At 56.5% G+C, this 20,068-nt stretch carries 15 protein-coding genes and 1 tRNA gene; 10 read left to right on the top strand and 6 right to left on the bottom strand.

Annotated elements, in window-relative coordinates; all coding sequences use genetic code 11:
- Nucleotides 1-47 precede the first annotated feature (47 nt).
- Nucleotides 48-623, bottom strand: a complete 576-nt coding sequence (locus V3C19_RS02765; RefSeq protein WP_154301744.1) for a hypothetical protein — start codon at nt 621-623, stop codon at nt 48-50.
- 1,903 nt (nt 624-2,526) lie between these two features.
- Nucleotides 2,527-2,613 (bottom strand) — tRNA-Leu (locus V3C19_RS02760).
- Nucleotides 2,614-2,815: 202 nt separating this feature from the next.
- Here V3C19_RS02760 and V3C19_RS02755 point away from each other — a divergent pair.
- Together V3C19_RS02755 and V3C19_RS02750 are read left to right on the top strand one after the other, a co-directional pair.
- Nucleotides 2,816-4,615, top strand: coding sequence for a potassium transporter TrkG (locus V3C19_RS02755; RefSeq protein ID WP_295874205.1), 1,800 nt, complete (start codon nt 2,816-2,818; stop codon nt 4,613-4,615).
- A 140-nt stretch (nt 4,616-4,755) separates the two neighbouring features.
- On the top strand, nt 4,756-6,093 hold the full coding sequence (locus tag V3C19_RS02750; RefSeq protein WP_295931735.1) for an MATE family efflux transporter: 1,338 nt from the start codon (nt 4,756-4,758) through the stop codon (nt 6,091-6,093).
- Between the two features lie 1,005 nt (nt 6,094-7,098).
- Here V3C19_RS02750 and V3C19_RS02745 read toward each other — a convergent pair.
- From V3C19_RS02745 to rsmA, 4 genes are read right to left on the bottom strand one after another with little or no spacing between them, the layout of a single operon-like run.
- Nucleotides 7,099-7,935, bottom strand: coding sequence for a hypothetical protein (locus V3C19_RS02745; protein WP_295931738.1), 837 nt, complete (start codon nt 7,933-7,935; stop codon nt 7,099-7,101).
- 56 nt (nt 7,936-7,991) lie between these two features.
- The gene (locus V3C19_RS02740; protein ID WP_130083124.1) at nt 7,992-8,231 is read right to left on the bottom strand and encodes a hypothetical protein; all 240 of its coding nucleotides are present in this window, start codon (nt 8,229-8,231) and stop codon (nt 7,992-7,994) included.
- A 39-nt stretch (nt 8,232-8,270) separates the two neighbouring features.
- A complete protein-coding gene (locus V3C19_RS02735; protein WP_295931741.1) occupies nt 8,271-8,726 on the bottom strand; it encodes a hypothetical protein in 456 nt (151 codons plus the stop codon).
- A 14-nt stretch (nt 8,727-8,740) separates the two neighbouring features.
- Complete coding sequence (gene rsmA / locus V3C19_RS02730) at nt 8,741-10,093, bottom strand: 16S rRNA (adenine(1518)-N(6)/adenine(1519)-N(6))-dimethyltransferase RsmA (protein WP_295931743.1); 1,353 nt, start codon at nt 10,091-10,093, stop codon at nt 8,741-8,743.
- A gap of 142 nt (nt 10,094-10,235) precedes the next feature.
- On the opposite strand from rsmA, the gene V3C19_RS02725 reads away from it, so the two are divergent.
- From V3C19_RS02725 to V3C19_RS02690, 8 genes are all read left to right on the top strand, one after another.
- Nucleotides 10,236-11,399 carry a UDP-galactopyranose mutase gene (locus V3C19_RS02725; protein WP_330937145.1) on the top strand — a complete coding sequence of 388 codons (1,164 nt, stop codon included), beginning with the start codon at nt 10,236-10,238 and terminating at the stop codon, nt 11,397-11,399.
- A gap of 16 nt (nt 11,400-11,415) precedes the next feature.
- Nucleotides 11,416-12,405, top strand: a complete 990-nt coding sequence (galE, locus tag V3C19_RS02720) for a UDP-glucose 4-epimerase GalE (RefSeq protein WP_130083128.1) — start codon at nt 11,416-11,418, stop codon at nt 12,403-12,405.
- Between the two features lie 129 nt (nt 12,406-12,534).
- Nucleotides 12,535-12,702, top strand: coding sequence for a hypothetical protein (locus tag V3C19_RS02715; protein ID WP_153812532.1), 168 nt, complete (start codon nt 12,535-12,537; stop codon nt 12,700-12,702).
- Nucleotides 12,703-12,969: 267 nt separating this feature from the next.
- Nucleotides 12,970-14,493, top strand: coding sequence for a prenyltransferase/squalene oxidase repeat-containing protein (locus tag V3C19_RS02710; protein ID WP_154301845.1), 1,524 nt, complete (start codon nt 12,970-12,972; stop codon nt 14,491-14,493).
- A 147-nt stretch (nt 14,494-14,640) separates the two neighbouring features.
- Nucleotides 14,641-16,143, top strand: a complete 1,503-nt coding sequence (locus V3C19_RS02705; protein ID WP_149875030.1) for a prenyltransferase/squalene oxidase repeat-containing protein — start codon at nt 14,641-14,643, stop codon at nt 16,141-16,143.
- A gap of 229 nt (nt 16,144-16,372) precedes the next feature.
- Entirely contained in the window at nt 16,373-17,917 is a 1,545-nt protein-coding gene (locus tag V3C19_RS02700; RefSeq protein WP_149874171.1) for a prenyltransferase/squalene oxidase repeat-containing protein, read from the top strand.
- Between the two features lie 123 nt (nt 17,918-18,040).
- The gene (locus V3C19_RS02695) at nt 18,041-18,568 is read left to right on the top strand and encodes an STAS domain-containing protein (protein WP_161981293.1); all 528 of its coding nucleotides are present in this window, start codon (nt 18,041-18,043) and stop codon (nt 18,566-18,568) included.
- A gap of 16 nt (nt 18,569-18,584) precedes the next feature.
- Nucleotides 18,585-19,946 carry a DUF2851 family protein gene (locus V3C19_RS02690; protein WP_130083888.1) on the top strand — a complete coding sequence of 454 codons (1,362 nt, stop codon included), beginning with the start codon at nt 18,585-18,587 and terminating at the stop codon, nt 19,944-19,946.
- Nucleotides 19,947-20,068 lie beyond the last annotated feature (122 nt).

The following is a 20,068-nucleotide window of genomic DNA, read 5'->3' as shown; positions in this document are numbered from 1 at the left end:
AAAATTCACTCTTCCTCCAAAAGAAAATCGGCCATCTCCCATAGGACCTAGCGGGGCACTTTTACTAAATTTAGGTACATAGTAGTACCTTCTCCATTTTCGAACTTCACAGGCCTGTTTTCGGCGTTGTAGGAGACGTTCCAGATGCCGGTGGAGGTTTTCACCTTCGTCTGGTTGCCGTCCTCGTCGTAGAAAGGGATGAAGGATTCGTCGCCATTCTTAACGATACCAGCGTATTGGTTGAGATCATTGGTCGTATAATCCGTAGTATCGCCGAATTCGAAGGAGGTCTTGCGGTTCCCAATGTTGTCGTATTGATAGCCGAATCGGCCACCGGGACGAAGCTGGTCGCCAATCAGTTCACTGCGGCTGTTGTAGACACCGTCTTCGGTATTTTCAACACCATAGGCGTATTCCTGAACAGGCGAATTCAAGACGGAAGGCTCGTCATCGCAGGCCAGGGTTTGCTTCACAAGGTTGCCGAAAGCGTCGTATTCATAGAGCGTAGGAGCCATGGAAACGGCGTCGGCGCCGGAACCCGTGTCGCGCCCGGTGCGCACGATCTGACCTTCCGCGTTGTATTCACTGCGGTCATAGATAAAGCCGGAAGTGGAGGGAGTCACCTGGGCAACGATTTGCCCGAAACCGTTGGTCAGGGTCTGGGAGAGAATCGTCGAGCGGTCAGCCAGATAGACGGTTTCCCTCAGGCAATTGCCGTCGAGATCGTAGGAGTGGTGGATTTCGCGCTGTCCGTGCCGTACTCGTGCATGATGCTGCCGTCGGCGTGAGTTCGGTGACGAGAGTAGCCCCGGCGGGTGTCGTGACAGTGGTCGTTAGTCCGTCTTCGCTGTAGGCCGTAGTCCATACTAGAGAATCCGGCGGAAGCTTCCTATCCTGATATAGTTTCTTCAATTCTTCTCCTGAATCGGACTGTGGAGGAAGAGGCAGTAGCTTGGCACTGGAAATAAACCATTCAAAAGCGTCTTCACAGGGACGCCATTAATCCCATCCTTCTGTCCAGACATAAGACCCGGGAGGAAGAGTCCGCTGATGATAGAACCCTTTTAGCTCGTCTTCGGAAAAAGGTCCTTCCTGTGTGCTGCCTGGTCGAGCAAGGTAAGCCGGGCGTTGGTGTTATTGCTGAACTCGCGCATGGAGGCGAGCTGTTCCTGTTTGGTTGGGTGTGTTGATGATGATATAGACATAGTTTATTCAAGTTAATGGTTGGTGGTTGGATTAAGGAATGCCTGATTCAACGCACGGCGACGCCTAATGCAGAGCCTGCACAGGGGACGGGTATGAGATTGCCGTAAACGCCGTGCGACATCGTCAGGAGCCTCCCGGAAGAGAATCCCGCAGTCCGTACAGACATTGGGTGTCATCTGCGCCAGTAGACTTCGGGGCGGACAGGGCCGGTCGTATAGAAGATCCCGGTACATGGGTTGATCCCTTCTTCCTCCCGGTTCCATATCCCTGAGGTATTGCTGCAAACAACGCGCCAGATACCCCGGCATGGCGCGGGAACGCAAATCGCGACGCTGAACACAAGTGAGGTTGTGACCGAGAACATCGCGAAGCTTGCGGGGGAGATACGACCAGACATAGCGTCCGGGGGTATCGGGTGGGTAGAATCCCGCAGGTGGTTTGTACGAGGCAAACGGGTACGGCAGTATTCCTTTTCTAACGGCTTCCTGCATGTCTTCTCCATGGCCCTGCCGGGCAAAGGGAGACAAACCGAGCGTTAGCGTCATGAAGAGCAGGACGGACAGGGCGTAGGCATCGTGACTGCGAGTGCGGAGGAAGCCTCCGAAGTTGCCGTGAAGCTCCGGAGCCCGGAACCGTTCCGTGCCGACCGAACAGGGATAGTCCTCGACCTGGAAACTGTCGGCATCAACCCAGCATGAAACGCTAAAGCCCCGAGCGGAACACCGTCCACCCAAGGCTTTAGCACACCGATAAAACACCGCAGTTCATCGTACAGGATTTCGTGCGGCCACGCCACGCACGGGGAACGAATGGGGCGGGAACACATCAGCTGAAACTTCTGCTCGCGCCAACGCATCCGTTGCGTTGGATGGTAGAACTTCGCTACGAACATCATTTCTGATGCTGAATGAACCGCAAAGACGGAACCTTCACTGCCTTCTGCAATAGATTTTCGCAGAACAATTCGTTTTCCTCAACCTGAGTATAGACATCCCCGGTTGAGTACTTCCTTCCATGGCCGTAGAGTGTTTCATCCAGCCACCTCATCTGATAGGAAAAAATGCAGATAGATACAAAACAACGCAATATATTGATATTGTATCAATTATATATAATTCGCCAGATTTCCGTTTTACAAAACGGCCATACGGGCCGTTCATTGTGCGATCTTTATGACAAAAACTCCTTGTGGAATAAGGGTAAAAACAGCCCGAAAGTGTACACACTTTGTACACAGATTGGGGCCGTTTCATGAAATTTGCACGAACTCCCCCTGAAACAAGTAACCCCTTCCAAGCTGTTAACTTAAAAGGGGTTATATGGTGCGCCCGAAAGGACTCGAACCTTCACGGGGTTGCCCCCACTAGAACCTGAATCTAGCGCGTCTACCAATTCCGCCACGAGCGCACATGGTTTGGTAAGAACGGGAGTTATTATGCACAGGAAGGCCTTCTTTGCAACCATTTTCCCGTGTATTCGGAAAAATATTTTTACGGCCGGCTTTTTCCGTTCCCTTCCATGGCGCCCGGAAAACGATATAAGGACTTCTCAAATCCTTCCGTATGCAGTAGGCTTCCGACGGCATTCAGAGGGCACCATTTTCAGATTTGTGAATGAGAACAGGGAAAAACCGGTTTTAAACCGTTTCGAGATCATGGAACTGGCGTTCGGCATGTGCACGCTGGGCGCCTTGATGTGGCTTCTGTGGCTGAACGGGTTTGACGCGATTCACGAAGACCAGGTTTCCCTGCGCTATTTCCGGGAGATTCTTTCTCTGCTGGTCCTCGGGCAGCTGGCGGGAGTGATCGGAATTCTCCGTGAAAAATGGCTCTCCAAGACCATTCGGAATCCGCGCTGGGTGGAGCTTGGCATGGGGCTTCTCATTCTCGTCATGCTGATCGGGAATTATTCGAATTCCGCCTTCTTTTCCAGGATAGAGCTTCAGAATATTTTCCGTGCGCTGTGCCTCTGCTATGGAGCGGCTCCGCTGCTGAACCTGAAGGAGTATTTTTTCCGCATTGCCCGCAGAAAGAGGGGATTCCGCATGCCGCGCATCCGCCCTGCCCTGCTTTTCCTGATTACCCTGATTGCTTTCATTGCGCTGGGGGGAACCCTGCTGATGTCTCCGGGCGCCACGAAGGAAGGCATTTCCCTGTCCCCCACGGACGCCTATTTCATCAGCACCAGCGCCGTGTGTGTGACCGGCCTGGTTCCCCTGAACGTTCACGAGCATTTCACCAATTACGGCCAGACCATTCTTCTGGCCCTGTTCCAGATCGGCGCGTTCGGGATTATGACATTCACCTATTTCGTCTCCCTGATGGTGGGCCAGGGGCTGACCCTGCGCTCCAAGGTAACCATCAGCAATCTTCTGGACGAGGAGGGCATCACCCAGGTGGACCGGTTCATCAAGAATATCATTGCCGTCACGTTCGGCGTGGAAGCCCTGGGAGCCGTCGCTCTTTATTTTTCCTGGCGCGGCATTCCCGGACTGGAAGGGGATACGCTGTGGTGGTACGCCGTGTTCCATTCCGTTTCCGGCTTCTGTAATGCGGGTTTCAGCCTGTTTGCCGACAATCTGGCTACGCCGGACGTGGCTTACAACATGGGAGGGCAGATCACTATCATGGTGATGGTGTTGTGCGGGAGCCTGGGCTTTGCCATGTATCTGGAAATTGTCCGCAGGGCCAGGGTAGCCCTGGGTTGGGACCGCCGGGATACGGTCAGCCGCCACTGGTCCACGTACAGCTGGCTGGTGGTGCGCATGACGGCGGCGCTGGTGCTGGGCGGCGGCCTCGTCCTGTTTCTGATCAAGATGATCGACGGAAGCGTGTTCAATTCTTCCGACCCCTGGTACTGGATTCTGTGGGAGAGCCTGTTCAACGCCACGGCGCGCACCGCCGGATTCAATATTTCCGATATGGCGCTCAATAGCGTGCCCTATGCCCTGTTCCTTTCCGCACTCATGTTCATCGGCGGAAATCCCGGTTCCACGACTGGGGGCGTGCATACCACCGCCTTTGCCGTTTCCTGCGGAGAGGTGGCGCGCATCCTGCAAGGGAAGCAGGACGTCGTGATGCACAGGCGCCGCATTGCCCGCAGCGTGGTGGAACGCTCCGTCATCACCGTCATTCTGGCCGGGGCATGGGTGGGCATGATGACGATGGTCATGTGTTTCGCGGAGCCGGGCCTTTCCCTGGAACGCCTGTTTTTCGAGGTGGTCAGCTCCTTCGCCACTGTCGGCTTTTCCTGGAACGTCACTCCGGAACTCAGCGATGTGGGCAAGTGGATCATCGTGTTCAACATGATCGTGGGGCGCGTGGGTATGGTCGCCTTTGTGCTGGCTTTCATGAAGCAACCCTCCAAGTCGCCCATCCGTTATCCGGAGACTAGGCTTCCCCTGAGCTGACGTGCCGTCAAACATCCGTTTACCGCGTCATACACGGATGACAAACGCAGTTCCCTCTTGAAAATACCCGGTTTGCATCAACAATGCCGGACTCTCCGCGCCTGGCCCGGCAAACAGCAATAACGGCAGGCCTTCTTGTCATGAATAATCCTTCCACCGTTTCCTACCGCAAAATCTGGCTCATGTCCTATCCACTCATGATCAGCCTGATCATTGAACACATGATCGGGCTGACGGACGCCATCTTCCTGGGACGCGTGGGAGACGTGGCCCTGGGAGCCTGCGCCCTCGGCGGCGTATATTACATGGCCATGTTCATGCTGGCGTTCGGATTTGGATTCGGGGCTCAAATCATCATCGCGCGCCGCAACGGGGAACGCAGGTACAACCGCATCGCGCCCACGATGATCCAGGGCTGCTATTTCATGCTTGCCCTCGCGCTTCTGCTTTTCTTCGCCTCCCGGTATCTTTCCCCATCCATCCTGCGCCATGCCATCGAATCTCCGCAGGTGTTCGGAGCCACCATGGAGTATCTGCACTGGCGTACTTACGGCGTTTTCTTCTCCTTCCTGTGCGTGATGTTCCGCTCCTACTACGTGGGGATCACCCAGACGAAGATCCTGACGGTCAATTCCATTGTGATGCTGTTGAGCAACGTCGTCCTGAATTACTGCCTCATCTTCGGCAAGGGCGGTTTTCCGGCGATGGGCGTGGCGGGGGCGGCAATCGCCTCCAGCGTGGCAGAAGCCGTTTCCCTGGTCTTTTTTATCATTTACACCGGCATCACGGCGGACAAGAGGAAGTATGGTTTCCGCAGGGCGTTCACGTTCCGTCCCCAGTTGCTAAAGGGCATGCTGTCCATCTCCGGCTGGACGATGGTGCAGTCCTTCCTTTCCGTTTCCGTCTGGTTCATTTTCTTCCTGGCGATTGAGCACCTGGGGGAACGGCCCCTGGCCGTCACCAATATCGTGCGCAACATAGCGGCCATGCTCATCATGATTATCAGTGCATTCGCCACTACAGCGGGGGCTTTGATCAGCAATCAGATCGGGGCCGGGGAACAGCGCTTTCTGTTCAAGACCTGCAGGATGACGCTGAACCTTGCCTATGCCCTGCTGATTCCCCTCCTGATTGTCCTGTGCCTGTTCCCGGAACCCATCCTCAGGATTTTCACGGACAATCCCTCCCTCATCACAGCAAGTATTCCTTCCGTGTACATCATGGCTACTTCCACCTTGATTTCGGCACCCGCCTTCATTTTGTTCAATGCAGTTTCCGGCACGGGAAACACCAGGGCGGGATTCGTGATGGAAATGATCACGCTTGCCGTTTATACGGCTGCCGTTTATTACGGCGTTATCGTGCTTAAGCCGGATGTAGCTCTGTGCTGGTTTTCCGAACATATTTACGGGATCGTCCTTATTTCCCTGACATGGTGGTACCTCAAGAGCGGCAGATGGCGCGGCAAAAAGGTTTGATGGCAACCTGGCTTCCTCGATTCCCGGAAAATGATAGAAGACGGATGTGCCCTGTTCAAACGGGTATAACAAGATATTAAGCTCCTGTTTGCATTCCTTGTACTTCCGGGTTGCCCTGCACGCCGGAAATCAGGTGACGTATGCATTCCGGGCGACAGACAATCCTCCCTATTTTCTGTGCATCCATGTGTTCACCGATGATTGGGCAAATGAACACAAGGAATGGGATTTTGACGACGGAGGCGGCAATCCCGTTGCTTATGATGGTTGTCCGCCTTCGTGAGCAAGGAAGCAACTCCATGAATGTTTACACGTTCCGGGAAATTGTACTATAAGTGTTGCTGGCATGTACGGGAGTTCTTCTTGTCAGACTTACATACACAGGCCTGGCAGGAAATCAATCTGGAAGGGTGTGTTTTTCCAAATTTTGTTTTATCTGATGTATATTCCTTTCGTCATCTGGGTGACAATGTATGCTGCCGGCAATCCTGTCCGGGAGCATTATGGACATTCCTGAAAGCCGCCGTTTTCGGGAGAAGACATCTTTCCGGCAAAGGAAGCGCTGCGGATTTACGGATTCACCTATAAAGGTTCGTGTGAGGGAACCCGTTGTTAAGTCCGGCATGAACAAGTGTGTTTGCGCGGATATGTGCTCGGAACAAGAAGTATTGTGGCCTCCGTCAATGGGGAGGGAGAGAAACATTTGTTTCTGCTCAAAATGCGTTTTCATGATCAGCGACACGGGGAATGATTCCGGCTTTATCCTTACCGCGCTCTGGAGATCCTGTCAGGTTTTTCCGCAACTTTTTCCGCCCGGATCTTCGTGAATCCCTCAATGGCTTTCCCCCTTATGCGGGAGGCAGAGTCCTTCCGGCAGGACTTTCCAGAAAAGATGCAGCCGAGAAAGCCATATCCTGCCGTCGCAAAATCCCGGCTTACTGCGGCTTTCCCCATAAAAAAGCCCTGCGACCGCGGCCGCAGGGCGAAAACATGAGCAGGAAATTTTTATTCCTCGCCGACTGCCTCTTCGGCATCCCGGTCTTCTTCCTGAGAAGCGTTCCTTCCCTGCTGGGAGACAGCTTTCTGGCTCTGCTTGCGGCGGGATTCCTCCATCATGAAGAATTCAGCACAACGGAAGGCGCGGCGTGCGGCTTCGCGGGCAGTCTGGTCGTCCATCAGGGCAAGGCCCTCTTCGGAGACTTCAGCCAGAAACATTTTCCATGCACGGGCGGCGACTTTCTTGCCGTCCAGATTTTTCAGGGACGCCGTATCCTGCATGGCGGGCTGGCGGTCGTCGGAACCGCCATTACCTTTTTTGTTGCGGCGGCGGCGCTTGCGCTTGTTGAAAGGAGTGTCGGAACCTCCTCCCACGGTTTCCGGCTGGGCGAAAGGTTCGTTTCCGTGCTGTTCATGGCGTTCCTGCTGGTCTTGATTGCGGTTCGGGTGGTAGGATTCACGCTTGACCTTGACCGGAGAACCGGATTCGGGCTGTTTTACCGGTTCGGAAACCGCATTTTTCTCAACCTGGGGAGAAGAGGGGGCTGCGGATTCCTGGGTTTTGGCGGGAGCGGGGGCTTCTTCAGCAGCCGGGGACTCCTTGGCAGCCGTCTTTTTGGCGGCTCTCACGGTTTTCGTCCTGGCTGCAGTTTTCGCGGCGGATTTAACCGTTTTGATTTTGGTTTTGGGTGCTTCTACGGAAGCGGCGTCAGCTGGCTTTTCTTCAGCCTTGGCGGCAGTCTTTTTAGCCGGAGCCGCCGCCTTTCTGGCAGCGGTTTTCCGGGTAGCCGGCTTTTGGGCGGCGGACGCTTCCGGAGCACTTGTTTCTGATGGTTTTTTAGCCATAAAATTTCAAGTGAAAGGACGGATTATGAATTAATCCCGGAGATTGTCGAGATTTATCACGGAGACTCGTCCGGAAGGAGCGGCAAATCCTTCAGAAGGGTCCTGTATTTCTCCGGGTTAAATGGACGGCCGCCTACCACCATTTCATTGACGACGACAGCCAGTGCCTGAGCAATCAGCTCCAGGGCTTCCTGCTCTTCCAGCTTTTCCGTAAGCCGTTCCAGGCAGGCTTTTACATAGGCCGTTTCCGGAGCGGAAACCTGCTCCCGTACGGCGGGCAGCAGGTCTTGAATCATTTCATCCGGTATTTCCATCGTTTCCATTCCCGGCAAGGGTTATATGGCACCCATGCGGCTGCGGATGACGGACTGGAGCTCCGTTTCAAATTCGCGCAGATCATCTGCCGTGGGTTCCCCACGTGTGGCGTCCCAGTTGATGCGGCCCGTCCGGTCAATGTCCCACACGCCCTGGGCCCCGCTTTTAAACAGAACCTTGCCCGCCATCAGGGCATGGGGCGGCGTCACCTCATCCACGCTCACCTGAGTTTTGCCCAGCAGCGGGGAGGGAGCCGGGGCGGCTTCCATTTCAGACTGTTCCGGCTGGGGGGCAGCTTCCGGCTGCCTGAGGTGAATGTCCAGATCCTGCAAAAGGAAACGGGTATCCATGAATGTAAGCTTCAGACCCAGTTTTTCATGCAGATTTTTCTGAATAGCGTTCAGGTCAAAGCCTTCTTCCGCCCAGTCCCTGATGGACTGGACCTGTTCCGGAGATAATTGATCAGGGTTAATCATGATATGTGTTTGAGTCAGGATAATGCTTTTTTGTTCGCGGCCAGCCATGCATTCCAGCATGGAATGAATGCGGGTGAAAAGTCCTGCGGGCGGCGTTCCACCCATGCCTGGATTTGTTCCGGGGTGAACCATTGCACGCTGTCCACTTCCGCAGCGGGGAAACGTACCCTGCCCGTATAGCGGCCTTCATAGAGTGCGACGAATTCCCAGCCGTTGTTTTCTCCGGCGTCAAAGTCCGCAATGCGCCGCAGTTCACAGCCGGTTACGCCCAGTTCCTCTTCCAGCTCCCGGACGGCCGCTTGATCATAATCTTCCCCGGCATCCAGATGCCCGGCGGCGGAAGAGTCCCACCTGCCCGGCTGCCTGTCCTTCCACATGGACCTTTTCTGGAGCAGCACGGCTCCATGCTTGTTCACCAGAAACATGTGCACTGCACGGTGGCGCAGGTCCATTTCATGAATTTCCCGGCGCGTTCCCGTTCCAGTCATCTGGTTGAGTTCATCCACTACGTCGAACAGCTCGTCTCCGCTCTGGGCTACGTCCTTGAGAGGGTTGGAGTCATAAGCCCGCGCCAGATCCACCCATTGCGCCAGATTCAGTTCCTCCGGTCTGGCGGACAGGGATATTCCCAGGGAGGCGGCGACTTCGTCCCACGGAGGAGTGGACGGGAGCTGTTTTTTCAATTGCTTGCGCCTTTGGGAAAAGGCCTTTCTCATCAATTCGTCCATCAGGCGGTCGTCATATGGCGGCAGTTCGCGCGCCGGCCGGGGCGTCAGGAGCATGACGGTGGAGTCAATCCGGGGACGGGGATGGAACGCTTCCGGAGGAATGGTCTTGAGAGCGCGGGGAATCCAGTTTTTCTGGATACGCAGGGAAAGCAGGCCGAAGGCATCGTCCTCCGGAGTTGCCAGAATGCGGTCAATGAATTCCTTCTGGAGCATCACGACGGCCCGTTCCACAGGACTGGGCCGGGAGAGAAAGTTTTGCAGAATGGCCCCTCCGGCGGAATACGGCAGGTTGCCCAGGAATTTGACAGGAGCTTCCGCAAAGAGTCCGCGGGGGTCCCAGGAAGCGCCGTCCGCGTGGTGCACCTCCACATGGGGATCTCCGGCCCAGCGGTTTTTCTGGTATTCCGCCAGGCGGGCGTCAAATTCCACCAGGATCATTCTGCGGCAGAGCGGTGCGGCGTGTTCAGTCAGGGCTCCGGTCCCCGGTCCCACTTCCACCACGCAGTCCTCCGGCTGGATTTCCAGCTGGTCCACAATCCAGCGGGCCACGTTTTCGTCCGTCAGGAAGTTCTGCCCGAGCGATTTGCTGGGGCGCACGTCGTGTTCTTCCAGAACATTCCTGATCTCAACCGGCTTCATGCGGCAATGTTCTCAAAAACATACATCCGGGACCAGTAAAAAGCGGGGCAGTTTCCGGCATGAAGAGGAGCCTTCCGGAAAACAGCGGAATATCAGGGAAAAAGACTGGTCCGCATTTTGGCATATAGGTTATACTGCCTCCATGCACGCATCCTTTCTAGTCGTGGGAGCCGGGCTGGCCGGATTGACCGCCGCAGAGCAGATCGCCGCCCGGCTGGGGAAGGACTGCCTGGTCATCGACCGCCGGGACCACATCGGCGGCAATTGCCACGACATGCAGGACGAACACGGAGTGCTGGTCCATCCCTACAGTCCCCATTATTTCAGGACGGACAGCAAACGCGTCGTCAACTACCTGAGCCGTTTCACGGACTGGCATCCCGTCCGCTACAGAGTGCAAAGCTGCACGAAGGGCCGTTACTGGTCCTTCCCCGTCAATTTGCGCACTTTTGAACAACTGATGGGCCGCGAATGCACGGAGGAGGAGTTCCGCGCATGGCTGGACCGGGAGCGGACTCCGGAAGACGGGCCGCCCGCCAATTCGGAGGAACTCATGCTCCGTACCGCGGGAAAGACCCTGTACCGCCTGTTTTTTGCTCCCTACACGCTCAAGCAGTGGGGCGTTCCCGCCACGGAGCTGGCCCCTTCTGTCTGCGGACGCATTCCAATCCGCACCAACAGGGATGATTCCTACCTGAAAGAGTCTTTCCAGGCCCTGCCCCGGGACGGGTATGCGGCCATGTTCCGGCGTATGTCCTCCTCCCCCCTGATCAGGATTCTCACTTCCACTTCCTTTGAAGAGGTGAAGGAGCGCGTCACCTGGGACCATCTTATCTATACCGGACCGCTGGACGCCTATTTCAATTATTCCCTGGGACGCCTGCCCTACCGCAGCCTCCGGTTCGAGAGGGAGCATTTCTCTGCGGACCAACTGAAGGAACGTTTTCCCGTCTCCGGCAAGGAAGGATTCTGGCAGCCGGAAATGCAGGTGAATTACCCGGATACGGCCGTTCCGTGGACCAGAATCGTGGAACTCAAGCACGCCACGAGGCAGCAGGTGGCGGGGAGCACCGTCATCCGGGAATATCCGGATGCCTGGACCCCTGAAAAAGAACCCTATTATCCGATCCCTTCCGGGGCTTCCGACCAATTAGCGGAGGCATATCGCAAATTGACAAAACGGGAGAAACATGTCACTTTTATCGGGCGTCTGGCACAATACCGTTACCTGAATATGGACCAGGTGGTTCTTCAGGCCCTGGAATGTGCGGACGCCCTGGCCGGAGGCAGGGACAACCCGGCTTAACAGCATTGATAAGATCATGAAAGTACTTGTAACCGGCGGCGCCGGATATATTGGCTCCCACACGGTACGCCAGCTCGTGAAGACGGGCGCTGACGTAACCGTCCTGGACAACATGGTATATGGACATATCGGAGCCATCGTGGATCCGGAAGTGAAGCTGGTCAAAGGGGACCTGGGCGATGCTTCCGTGGTGTATCCGCTCCTGATGACAGGCAATTTTGACGCCGTGATCCACTTCGCCGCCTACATCAACGTGGGAGAGTCCGTCCAGAATCCGCTCAAGTACTATATGAATAATATCGCGCGACCGCTCGTTCTTCTGGGCGCCATGCAGGCGGCCGGCGTCAAGCGCTTCGTCTTTTCCTCCACTTGCGCCACATACGGGGTTCCCACCCAGATTCCGATTCCGGAAACGGAAAAGCAGGATCCCATCAATCCCTACGGCAGCTCCAAGTACATGCTGGAAAAGGTATGCAAGGACTGCGACCGCGCCTGGGGCCTCAAGAGCGTTTTCCTGCGCTATTTCAACGCCTCCGGATGCAGTGTGGACGGTCTCATCGGGGAAGACCATGAACCGGAAACCCACCTCATTCCCAACATCCTGCTTACGCTGACAGGGGAAAAGGAATACATTGAAGTTTTCGGAACGGATTACGATACTCCGGATGGCACCTGCATCCGGGACTACATCCACGTGGACGATCTGGCGGACGCCCACCTGAAAGCCGTGGACTACCTGATGAAGGGAGGCTCCACGGAGTGCTTCAACCTGGGTACCGGCCTGGGGCTTTCCGTCCGGGAAATCCTGGAAACCGCTGAAAAAGTCACCGGTAAAAAGATACCTGTTCGCTACGGCCCCCGGCGGGAAGGAGACCCGCCCCGCCTAATCGCCAATCCAGCAAAAGCCAAGGAAATCCTCGGTTGGGAAGCCCAGTGCAAGGATGCTAACAAAATCGTGGAAACCGCCTGGAAGTGGATGACCGGTCCGCGCGGCGGCCATTATTGATTTAAATGCTCCGCAAACATTCCTCTTTTCTATCCCCCGCCATGTACTTCATGTCGGGGATTTTTTTATTTGCCACCACCGGGGGAAAGCCATTATCCTTACGAAAAATGGCCGAAGGAGAGACTTCATATGAGCCTGCACATGGGAAGTACTGAAAACGCGCTAAAGGAGCAGAAAAAGCAGCGCAGCAAGGAGACGTGGAAGGCAGCGCTTGGCACTTTCCTCATCATGGCGTTCTTCTATGTCGTCATTCCCGTGATACTCATCATTTATTTCGGCGACCCTAAAACCCCATGAATAACGGTTCCTGCGGATATTCCGAACGAAAACGCCCGGTGATCCATACGCAGACCGCTTAACGAAATGCTGCCATTCGGAACAACCGCAGCACCGGAAAAGGGAAAAGCTTTCTCCGGAAAGAAACCGGAAAAAGCAACGCATTTACTACAAGGAAGCTTTTCATGCACATCTGGTCATCATGCGAATCATGACAAAGCCAGGCTTTTTAAGCTCGGCCCCGACGGGGGAGATCCGCTATACTTCGGGCGAATAGTTTTCCACTGAATGAGTCTTCACATTGAAAGTACTGACGAAGCCCTTGAAGAACTGAAAAAGCAGCGCACCAAGACCCTGGCCGCCGCCATTTCCGTTTCCGTCCTCGGCGTCGCCCTGATGGGCCTTTTGCTCTATCTGGTGCACATCATCGCCGCCATTCCGGAAGATCCTCCCATGGTGGCCTACGCCACCCAGGAAGGCGACAACCCGGACATCGACACTCCGGAGGTCACCCAGACCACCCAGCGGCCCAGCAGTTCCTCCGCCGCAGCCCAGGTGAAGGTCATTGCCGCCGTAGCTTCCGCGGACGTGGCCGTGGTCAATCCGGATATTGACGTGGAAATCCCCACCGAGGAACTTTCCACGGGCATCGACATCGGCGACGGCTTCGGCATCGGAACCGGAGACGGGGACGGCGGAGGCATTCCCGGCATCGTGTCCAAGCGGTGCGACCTGAACGACCGCATGAAGCGCATCACGGAGAACGGGGGCACCCCGCAGTGCGAGGAGGCCGTCGTCAAGTCCCTCCGCTGGCTCAAAAAGCAGCAAAACAAGGACGGCTCCTGGGGCGGCACTCCCCATAATTACAAATGTTCCATGACGGGGCTCGCCCTGCTGGCCTACCTGGCCCACTGTGAAACCCCGCTTTCCGAAGAGTTCGGAGAGAATGTGCTCAAGGGAATCTCCTTCCTCGTTGACCAGGGCATGAAGGCTCCCGTTCTTTCCCTCGTTCCGCAAAGAAACGAGGTCAGCTACGACCACGCCGTAGCCACCTACGCCCTCTGCGAAGCGTACACGTTCTGCAAGCAGATGGACATTCCCTCCATCTCCAATCTGGAACGGGTCGTCGTGAAGGCCGTGGATAAAATTCTGGACAACCAGAACACTGACGGCGGCTGGGCCTACAATTACAACACCAGGGCCGGCGCCCACACGGACCTTTCCGTCACCGGATGGAACGTGCAGGCCCTGAAGGCCGCGGAACACGGCGGCATCAAACCCACCAAGGGAGACATCCGCACCGCCCTGCGCAAGGCCGCCATGTACTGCCGCAAGTGCAGCAAACCGGATGGTCTGTTTACCTACATGCAGGAAGGAAGGGAGGACGCTACCGCCCGCCCGTCCCTGGTTGGCGTGGGCGTGCTGTCCCTGCAGATGTGCGGCAGCGGCTCCGACAGCGCCGCGCGCAAGGGCCTGGACTGGATGCTCAAGAATACCAACAAGCCTTTCAACTGGAAGGCTAACAACACCTCTTCCAACCTCTACCAGCATTACTACGGCGTGCAGGCGGCCATGAACCGCGGCGGGGACGTGTGGACGGCTTACAACAGGGCGTTCCGCGACGCCACCCTGGGAGCACAGGCTTCCGACGGCAGTTTTGCCCCCAACGGATTCCCCGGCCCCGGCGGCCTGGTGAACAGCAACGGAGGCACCATCAACGACAAGATTTACCGCCAGTGCCTGGCCACGCTGATGCTGGAGGTTTATTACAGGTTCCTGCCGGGCACGGGAGAAGGAACCAGAAATTCCTAATCTGATTGACAGACCGCCGTGTCTGGTTTTAGTATGCTGCCAGCCTTGTGAACAGCAGGGCTTGCAGCACACTTTGCCTGTCGGCAACTCTCCGTTTTTCAAGGATAAAAAGAGAATTGCCGTGGCATCAACCAGACACGTCTCTCCATGAGCCTTCATATTGAAAGTACCGACGAAGCCCTTGAAGAACTGAAAAAGCAGCGCACCAAGACCCTGGCCGCCGCCATTTCCGTTTCCGTCCTCGGCGTCGCCCTGATGGGCCTTTTGCTCTATCTGGTGCACATCATCGCCGCCATTCCGGAAGATCCTCCCATGGTGGCCTACGCCACCCAGGAAGGCGACAACCCGGACATCGACACTCCGGAGGTCACCCAGACCACCCAGCGGCCCAGCAGTTCCTCCGCCGCAGCCCAGGTGAAGGTCATTGCCGCCGTAGCTTCCGCGGACGTGGCCGTGGTCAATCCGGATATTGACGTGGAAATCCCCACCGAGGAACTTTCCACGGGCATCGACATCGGCGACGGCTTCGGCATCGGAACCGGAAACGGGGACGGCGGAGGCATTCCCGGCATCATATCCAAGCGGTGCGACCTGAATGACCGCATGAAGCGCATCACGGAGAACGGGGGCACCCCGCAGTGCGAGGAGGCTGTCGTCAAGTCACTCCGCTGGCTCAAAAAGCAGCAGAACGGCAACGGTTCCTGGGGCGACGGACAGTTCAAGGCATCCATGACCGGCATTACCCTGCTGGCCTATCTGGCCCACTGCGAAACCCCGCTTTCCGAAGAGTTCGGAGAGAACGTGCTCAAGGGCATTTCCTTCCTCGTAGACCTGGGCATGAAAAACCCGGTTATTTCCGAACAACCCGGCCTGAAGGAAATCTGCTATGACCACGCCGTAGCGACTTACGCCCTCTGCGAGGCGTACACGTTCTGCAAGCAGATGGACATTCCCTCCATCTCCAATCTGGAACGGGTCGTCGTGAAGGCTGTGGACAGGATTCTGGATGCCCAGTGCCCCAACGGAGGATGGGCTTACAGCTACAATAACAGGATCAATCCGAACATCGACCTTTCCGTTACCGGATGGAACGTGCAGGCCCTGAAGGCCGCGGAACACGGCGGCGTCAAGCCCACCAAGGGCGAGATCCGCACCGCCTTGCGCAAGGCCGCCATGTACTGCCGCAAGAACGTCATGCCCGACGGGAAATTCTCCTATAAGGAAAACGGGGAAAGTCCCCGTTCCTCCCTGGTGGGCGTGGGCGTGCTCTCCCTGCAAATGACCGGCAACGGTTCCGACAGCGCCGCGCGCAAAGGGCTGGACTGGATCAAGAACAACGTCAAGACACTGGAATGGGGCAAGGGTTCCGGCACGGAGAACGTCAAGAGCAACCTTTACATGCACTATTACTGCGTGCAGGCGGCCATGAACCGCGGCGGGGATGTATGGACCTCCTACAACAGGGCTTTCCGCGATGCCGTTCTCGGCGGCCAGAAGCCGGACGGCAGCTTCAGCAACAACGATACGGGCTATGCCGAATGCCTGAGCGGAAAGTCCAAGAATATTTACCGCCAGTGCCTGGCCACATTGATGCTGGAAACCTACTACCGCTTCCTTCCCGGCACCGGTGAAGGAACCAAGAATTCCTGACGGGATTCATCAGTTTTCCACAGCCGCCCTTCCTCCGGGAAAGGCGGCTTTTTCTTTGCGGCCGACCTCTTCCGGAAGCAGTCCCTGAAGCCATGCAGGCGCAGAACATATTCTCCGCATAAGTAACAATTTGGTAACAACACACTCATTACAAGCTAATTATAAATTTTAATCTTGCTCATGAGATATTTTGGAGAGATGGTGAAATCAATAACCAACCCATCTATTCATGAGCCTGCATATTGAAAGTACAGAAGAAGTCCTGGCGGAATTAAAAAGGCAACGCGCCAAATCCCTGGCTGCCGCCGTTACCGTCTCCTTTCTCGGCGTTGCCCTGATGGGACTCCTGCTCTATCTGGTGAATATCATCACCGCCATTCCGGAAGATCCTGCCGTCACCGTGTACCCGACGGACGAAAGAAAAGGCGAGGACCCCATCAAACCGGAAATAACCCGGCCACAACGTCCCAGCAGTTCTCAGCGAAACTCGGAAGTAAAAATCGTTGTCTCCACCGCCGCCACGGACGTCCCGATAAACAATCCGGAAATTGACGTGGAAATTCCCTCCGATTCCTTTTCCGACGGCCTGGAATTCGGAAACAACATCGGCTTTGACAACGGAAAGGGACCAGGCGGATACACTCCGGACAACATTACTCTTTCCAAGCGGTGCGACCTGAATGACCGCATGAAGCGCATCACGGAGAACGGGGGCACCCCGCAGTGCGAGGAGGCCGTCGTCAAGTCCCTCCGCTGGCTCAAAAAGCAGCAAAACAAGGACGGCTCCTGGGGCGGCACTCCCCATAATTACAAATGTTCCATGACGGGGCTCGCCCTGCTGGCCTACCTGGCCCACTGTGAAACCCCGCTTTCCGAAGAGTTCGGAGAGAATGTGCTCAAGGGAATCTCCTTCCTCGTTGACCAGGGCATGAAGGCTCCCGTTCTTTCCCTCGTTCCGCAAAGAAACGAGGTCAGCTACGACCACGCCGTAGCCACCTACGCCCTCTGCGAAGCGTACACGTTCTGCAAGCAGATGGACATTCCCTCCATCTCCAATCTGGAACGGGTCGTCGTGAAGGCCGTGGATAAAATTCTGGACAACCAGAACACTGACGGCGGCTGGGCCTACAATTACAACACCAGGGCCGGCGCCCACACGGACCTTTCCGTCACCGGATGGAACGTGCAGGCCCTGAAGGCCGCGGAACACGGCGGCATCAAACCCACCAAGGGAGACATCCGCACCGCCCTGCGCAAGGCCGCCATGTACTGCCGCAAGTGCAGCAAACCGGATGGTCTGTTTACCTACATGCAGGAAGGAAGGGAGGACGCTACCGCCCGCCCGTCCCTGGTTGGCGTGGGCGTGCTGTCCCTGCAGATGTGCGGCAGCGGCTCCGACAGCGCCGCGCGCAAGGGCCTGGACTGGATGCTCAAGAATACCAACAAGCCTTTCAACTGGAAGGCTAACAACACCTCTTCCAACCTCTACCAGCATTACTACGGCGTGCAGGCGGCCATGAACCGCGGCGGGGACGTGTGGACGGCTTACAACAGGGCGTTCCGCGACGCCACCCTGGGAGCACAGGCTTCCGACGGCAGTTTTGCCCCCAACGGATTCCCCGGCCCCGGCGGCCTGGTGAACAGCAACGGAGGCACCATCAACGACAAGATTTACCGCCAGTGCCTGGCCACGCTGATGCTGGAGGTTTATTACAGGTTCCTGCCGGGCACGGGAGAAGGAACCAGAATGGCCTTCAATCGTCCGGTTTTGTGACGGTCCGTCAACTGCTGCTCCTTCCTGCGGGCAGCCTCTCCTGCATCCCTCCATGCATCTTAAATCCTGACTTGACCGGAACTGTTTCTCTTGTTATTCATACGGTTTCCATTATCCAATAACGTGAATAACAATTCTTCCATCCTTTTCGGTCGTTTTGACGAATTCCTCTGGATTCGGTGCTCCGGCCGCGGCAGTTTTTCCAACAGTCCCACGGTGAAGTCCCTGGGGGACGAATACATCGCCTCCGGAGGGCGCCTGATCGTGATTGATCTGGAAACATGCTCCGGCATTGATTCCACTTTCATGGGAACCCTCGCGGGGCTGGCCCGCAGGCTGATGCCCATTGACGGAGCCGTGCAGATAGCTTCCCCAAGCGAACGTTGCCTTTGCGCCCTGGAAAGCCTGGGACTGGACGCCCTGCTGAGTATTGAACCGCCCACCGCTCCCTGGCGGGGCAAGGTGGAGCAAATACGCGCCAACCTCGGTACGGAAACCGCCCCCACCGTTCACCTGGACGCCAGGGACCAAACCCTCCATGTTCTCGACTCCCATCTGACTCTGAGCGAGCTGAGCGAAGAGAACGAAGAAAAGTTCCGCAATGTTACCGACTGCCTCAAAGACGAGCTGAAGAGGCAGAAGGACCAGTAAATCCTCCCCTCCGGATATGGACATGAGTTCCCTGGCCTCCCTGTACAGGAGCGCCCTTTCCTCCAATGAAGCGGATTCCGTCAGGGAACGGGCCGGTTCCCGGCATTCCACATTGCCGGATGAACGCACGCTTCAGCTTCTGTTGCTGGAAGGCAGGTTCGGCTTTTCCTTCACGGACGACCTGGGAAGATCCGTCCGTATTGTGGACTGCGGAGACTGGAACAAGTCCGCCGGGCCGGATTTTCTGAATGCCCGCATTCAACTGGACGACGTTACACACACGGGAGACATGGAACTGGATTCCGCTCCGGAAGACTGGGAACGCCACAATCACGGCTCCAATCCCGCATTTGACGGTGTCATTCTGCATCTTGTCTGCACCCCGAGCCGCAGGGAATGGTTCACCCGCAATTCCCGGCATGAACGCATCCCTCTGGCCGTCATTCCGGCATCCATGCTGAATGGTGCGGGAGCCGTACCGGCCGCTGCACCGGAACGCTCCTGCCTCCATGCGGAGATTCTGGAAACGATGCCTGCCGAACAGGTGGAAACTCTGTTGCAATCCGCGGCCGCTCACCGCTTCCAACTCAAGCACCGCCGGCACGCGCAACGAGCCAAACTGGCGGATCCCTCGCAGCTTTTATACGAAAACCTGGCGGAAACGCTGGGTTACCACGCCAATAAAAACGCCATGCGCCATCTGGCACAGCGGGTTCCCCTGCGTATGCTCCGGGATTGCCCCGAAGCCCTGCTCTTCGGTGCCGCAGGCTTTCTGGTTCCCGTGCTTTCCGATTCCTGCACGCCGGAAGCCGTAACCCACCATAAAAGGCTGTGGGCGCAATGGTGGCCCCTGCGCGAGCATTTTGAACTGGCGCCGGAACGCCTGTTTCCCTGGACACTGTCGGGCAGCAGGCCAGCCAATCATCCCCAGCGGCGCGTCGGCGCTCTGGCAACTATTGCCGCTGATTTTTCCACCTTCCAGCGGCTTTGCACCCTCGACCATCTGGATGATCTGGCGGGTTATCTTTCCTCCCTGAAACATCCATACTGGAGCAACCATGTCACGCTGCCTTCCGCTCCTTCCAAAAACCCCATGGCCCTGATGGGCCACGACCGCATTCAGGAATTCATCATCAACCACATTCTGCCGGGGGAAGGCTCCGAGAAGGCGTGGAAACTGTATCTGACGCGCCAGGGAGTTCATGCGGGCGCCAGAGTCCTTTCCATCCACCAGCGCCTTCTGGGAAAGAGAAAAGATGCGGCCGCCTTCCTCAAGAGGGCATGGCACCACCAGGCTCTTCTCCAGATTCATGAAGACCTGTGTTTCCGGCATTCCTGCTGCATATGCTCCCTGCTGGAGCATATGAAGAATGCCTGAACGGCCCGCGTCCGTTTCCTTCTGCCCTGTGCCCGGTTTCCGTAAAATCCGGCACAGGGAAAAACGGAGCGGCCAGCCAGTGCGGAACAGGCCGGATTCCGAAGATTCAAGTGCGGCCCATA

Origin of the sequence: Akkermansia sp. AE01SA01, from assembly GCF_036417395.1 — a bacterium.
Classification (GTDB): Bacteria; Verrucomicrobiota; Verrucomicrobiia; order Verrucomicrobiales; family Akkermansiaceae; genus Akkermansia.
This window is presented reverse-complemented; position numbering and strand designations above follow the sequence as displayed.

Bases quoted from the DNA above. Each gene is read 5' to 3' on its own strand.
- V3C19_RS02700 (WP_149874171.1), top strand. From the start codon at position 16,373: ATGAGCCTGCATATTGAAAGTACAGAAGAAGTCCTGGCGGAATTAAAA.
- V3C19_RS02690 (WP_130083888.1), top strand. From the start codon at position 18,585: ATGGACATGAGTTCCCTGGCCTCCCTGTACAGGAGCGCCCTTTCCTCC.
- V3C19_RS02740 (WP_130083124.1), bottom strand. From the start codon at position 8,231: ATGATTCAAGACCTGCTGCCCGCCGTACGGGAGCAGGTTTCCGCTCCG.
- V3C19_RS02745 (WP_295931738.1), bottom strand. From the start codon at position 7,935: ATGGCTAAAAAACCATCAGAAACAAGTGCTCCGGAAGCGTCCGCCGCC.
- rsmA (WP_295931743.1), bottom strand. From the start codon at position 10,093: ATGAAGCCGGTTGAGATCAGGAATGTTCTGGAAGAACACGACGTGCGC.
- V3C19_RS02705 (WP_149875030.1), top strand. From the start codon at position 14,641: ATGAGCCTTCATATTGAAAGTACCGACGAAGCCCTTGAAGAACTGAAA.
- V3C19_RS02750 (WP_295931735.1), top strand. From the start codon at position 4,756: ATGAATAATCCTTCCACCGTTTCCTACCGCAAAATCTGGCTCATGTCC.
- V3C19_RS02735 (WP_295931741.1), bottom strand. From the start codon at position 8,726: ATGATTAACCCTGATCAATTATCTCCGGAACAGGTCCAGTCCATCAGG.
- V3C19_RS02725 (WP_330937145.1), top strand. From the start codon at position 10,236: ATGCACGCATCCTTTCTAGTCGTGGGAGCCGGGCTGGCCGGATTGACC.
- galE (WP_130083128.1), top strand. From the start codon at position 11,416: ATGAAAGTACTTGTAACCGGCGGCGCCGGATATATTGGCTCCCACACG.
- V3C19_RS02715 (WP_153812532.1), top strand. From the start codon at position 12,535: ATGAGCCTGCACATGGGAAGTACTGAAAACGCGCTAAAGGAGCAGAAA.
- V3C19_RS02710 (WP_154301845.1), top strand. From the start codon at position 12,970: ATGAGTCTTCACATTGAAAGTACTGACGAAGCCCTTGAAGAACTGAAA.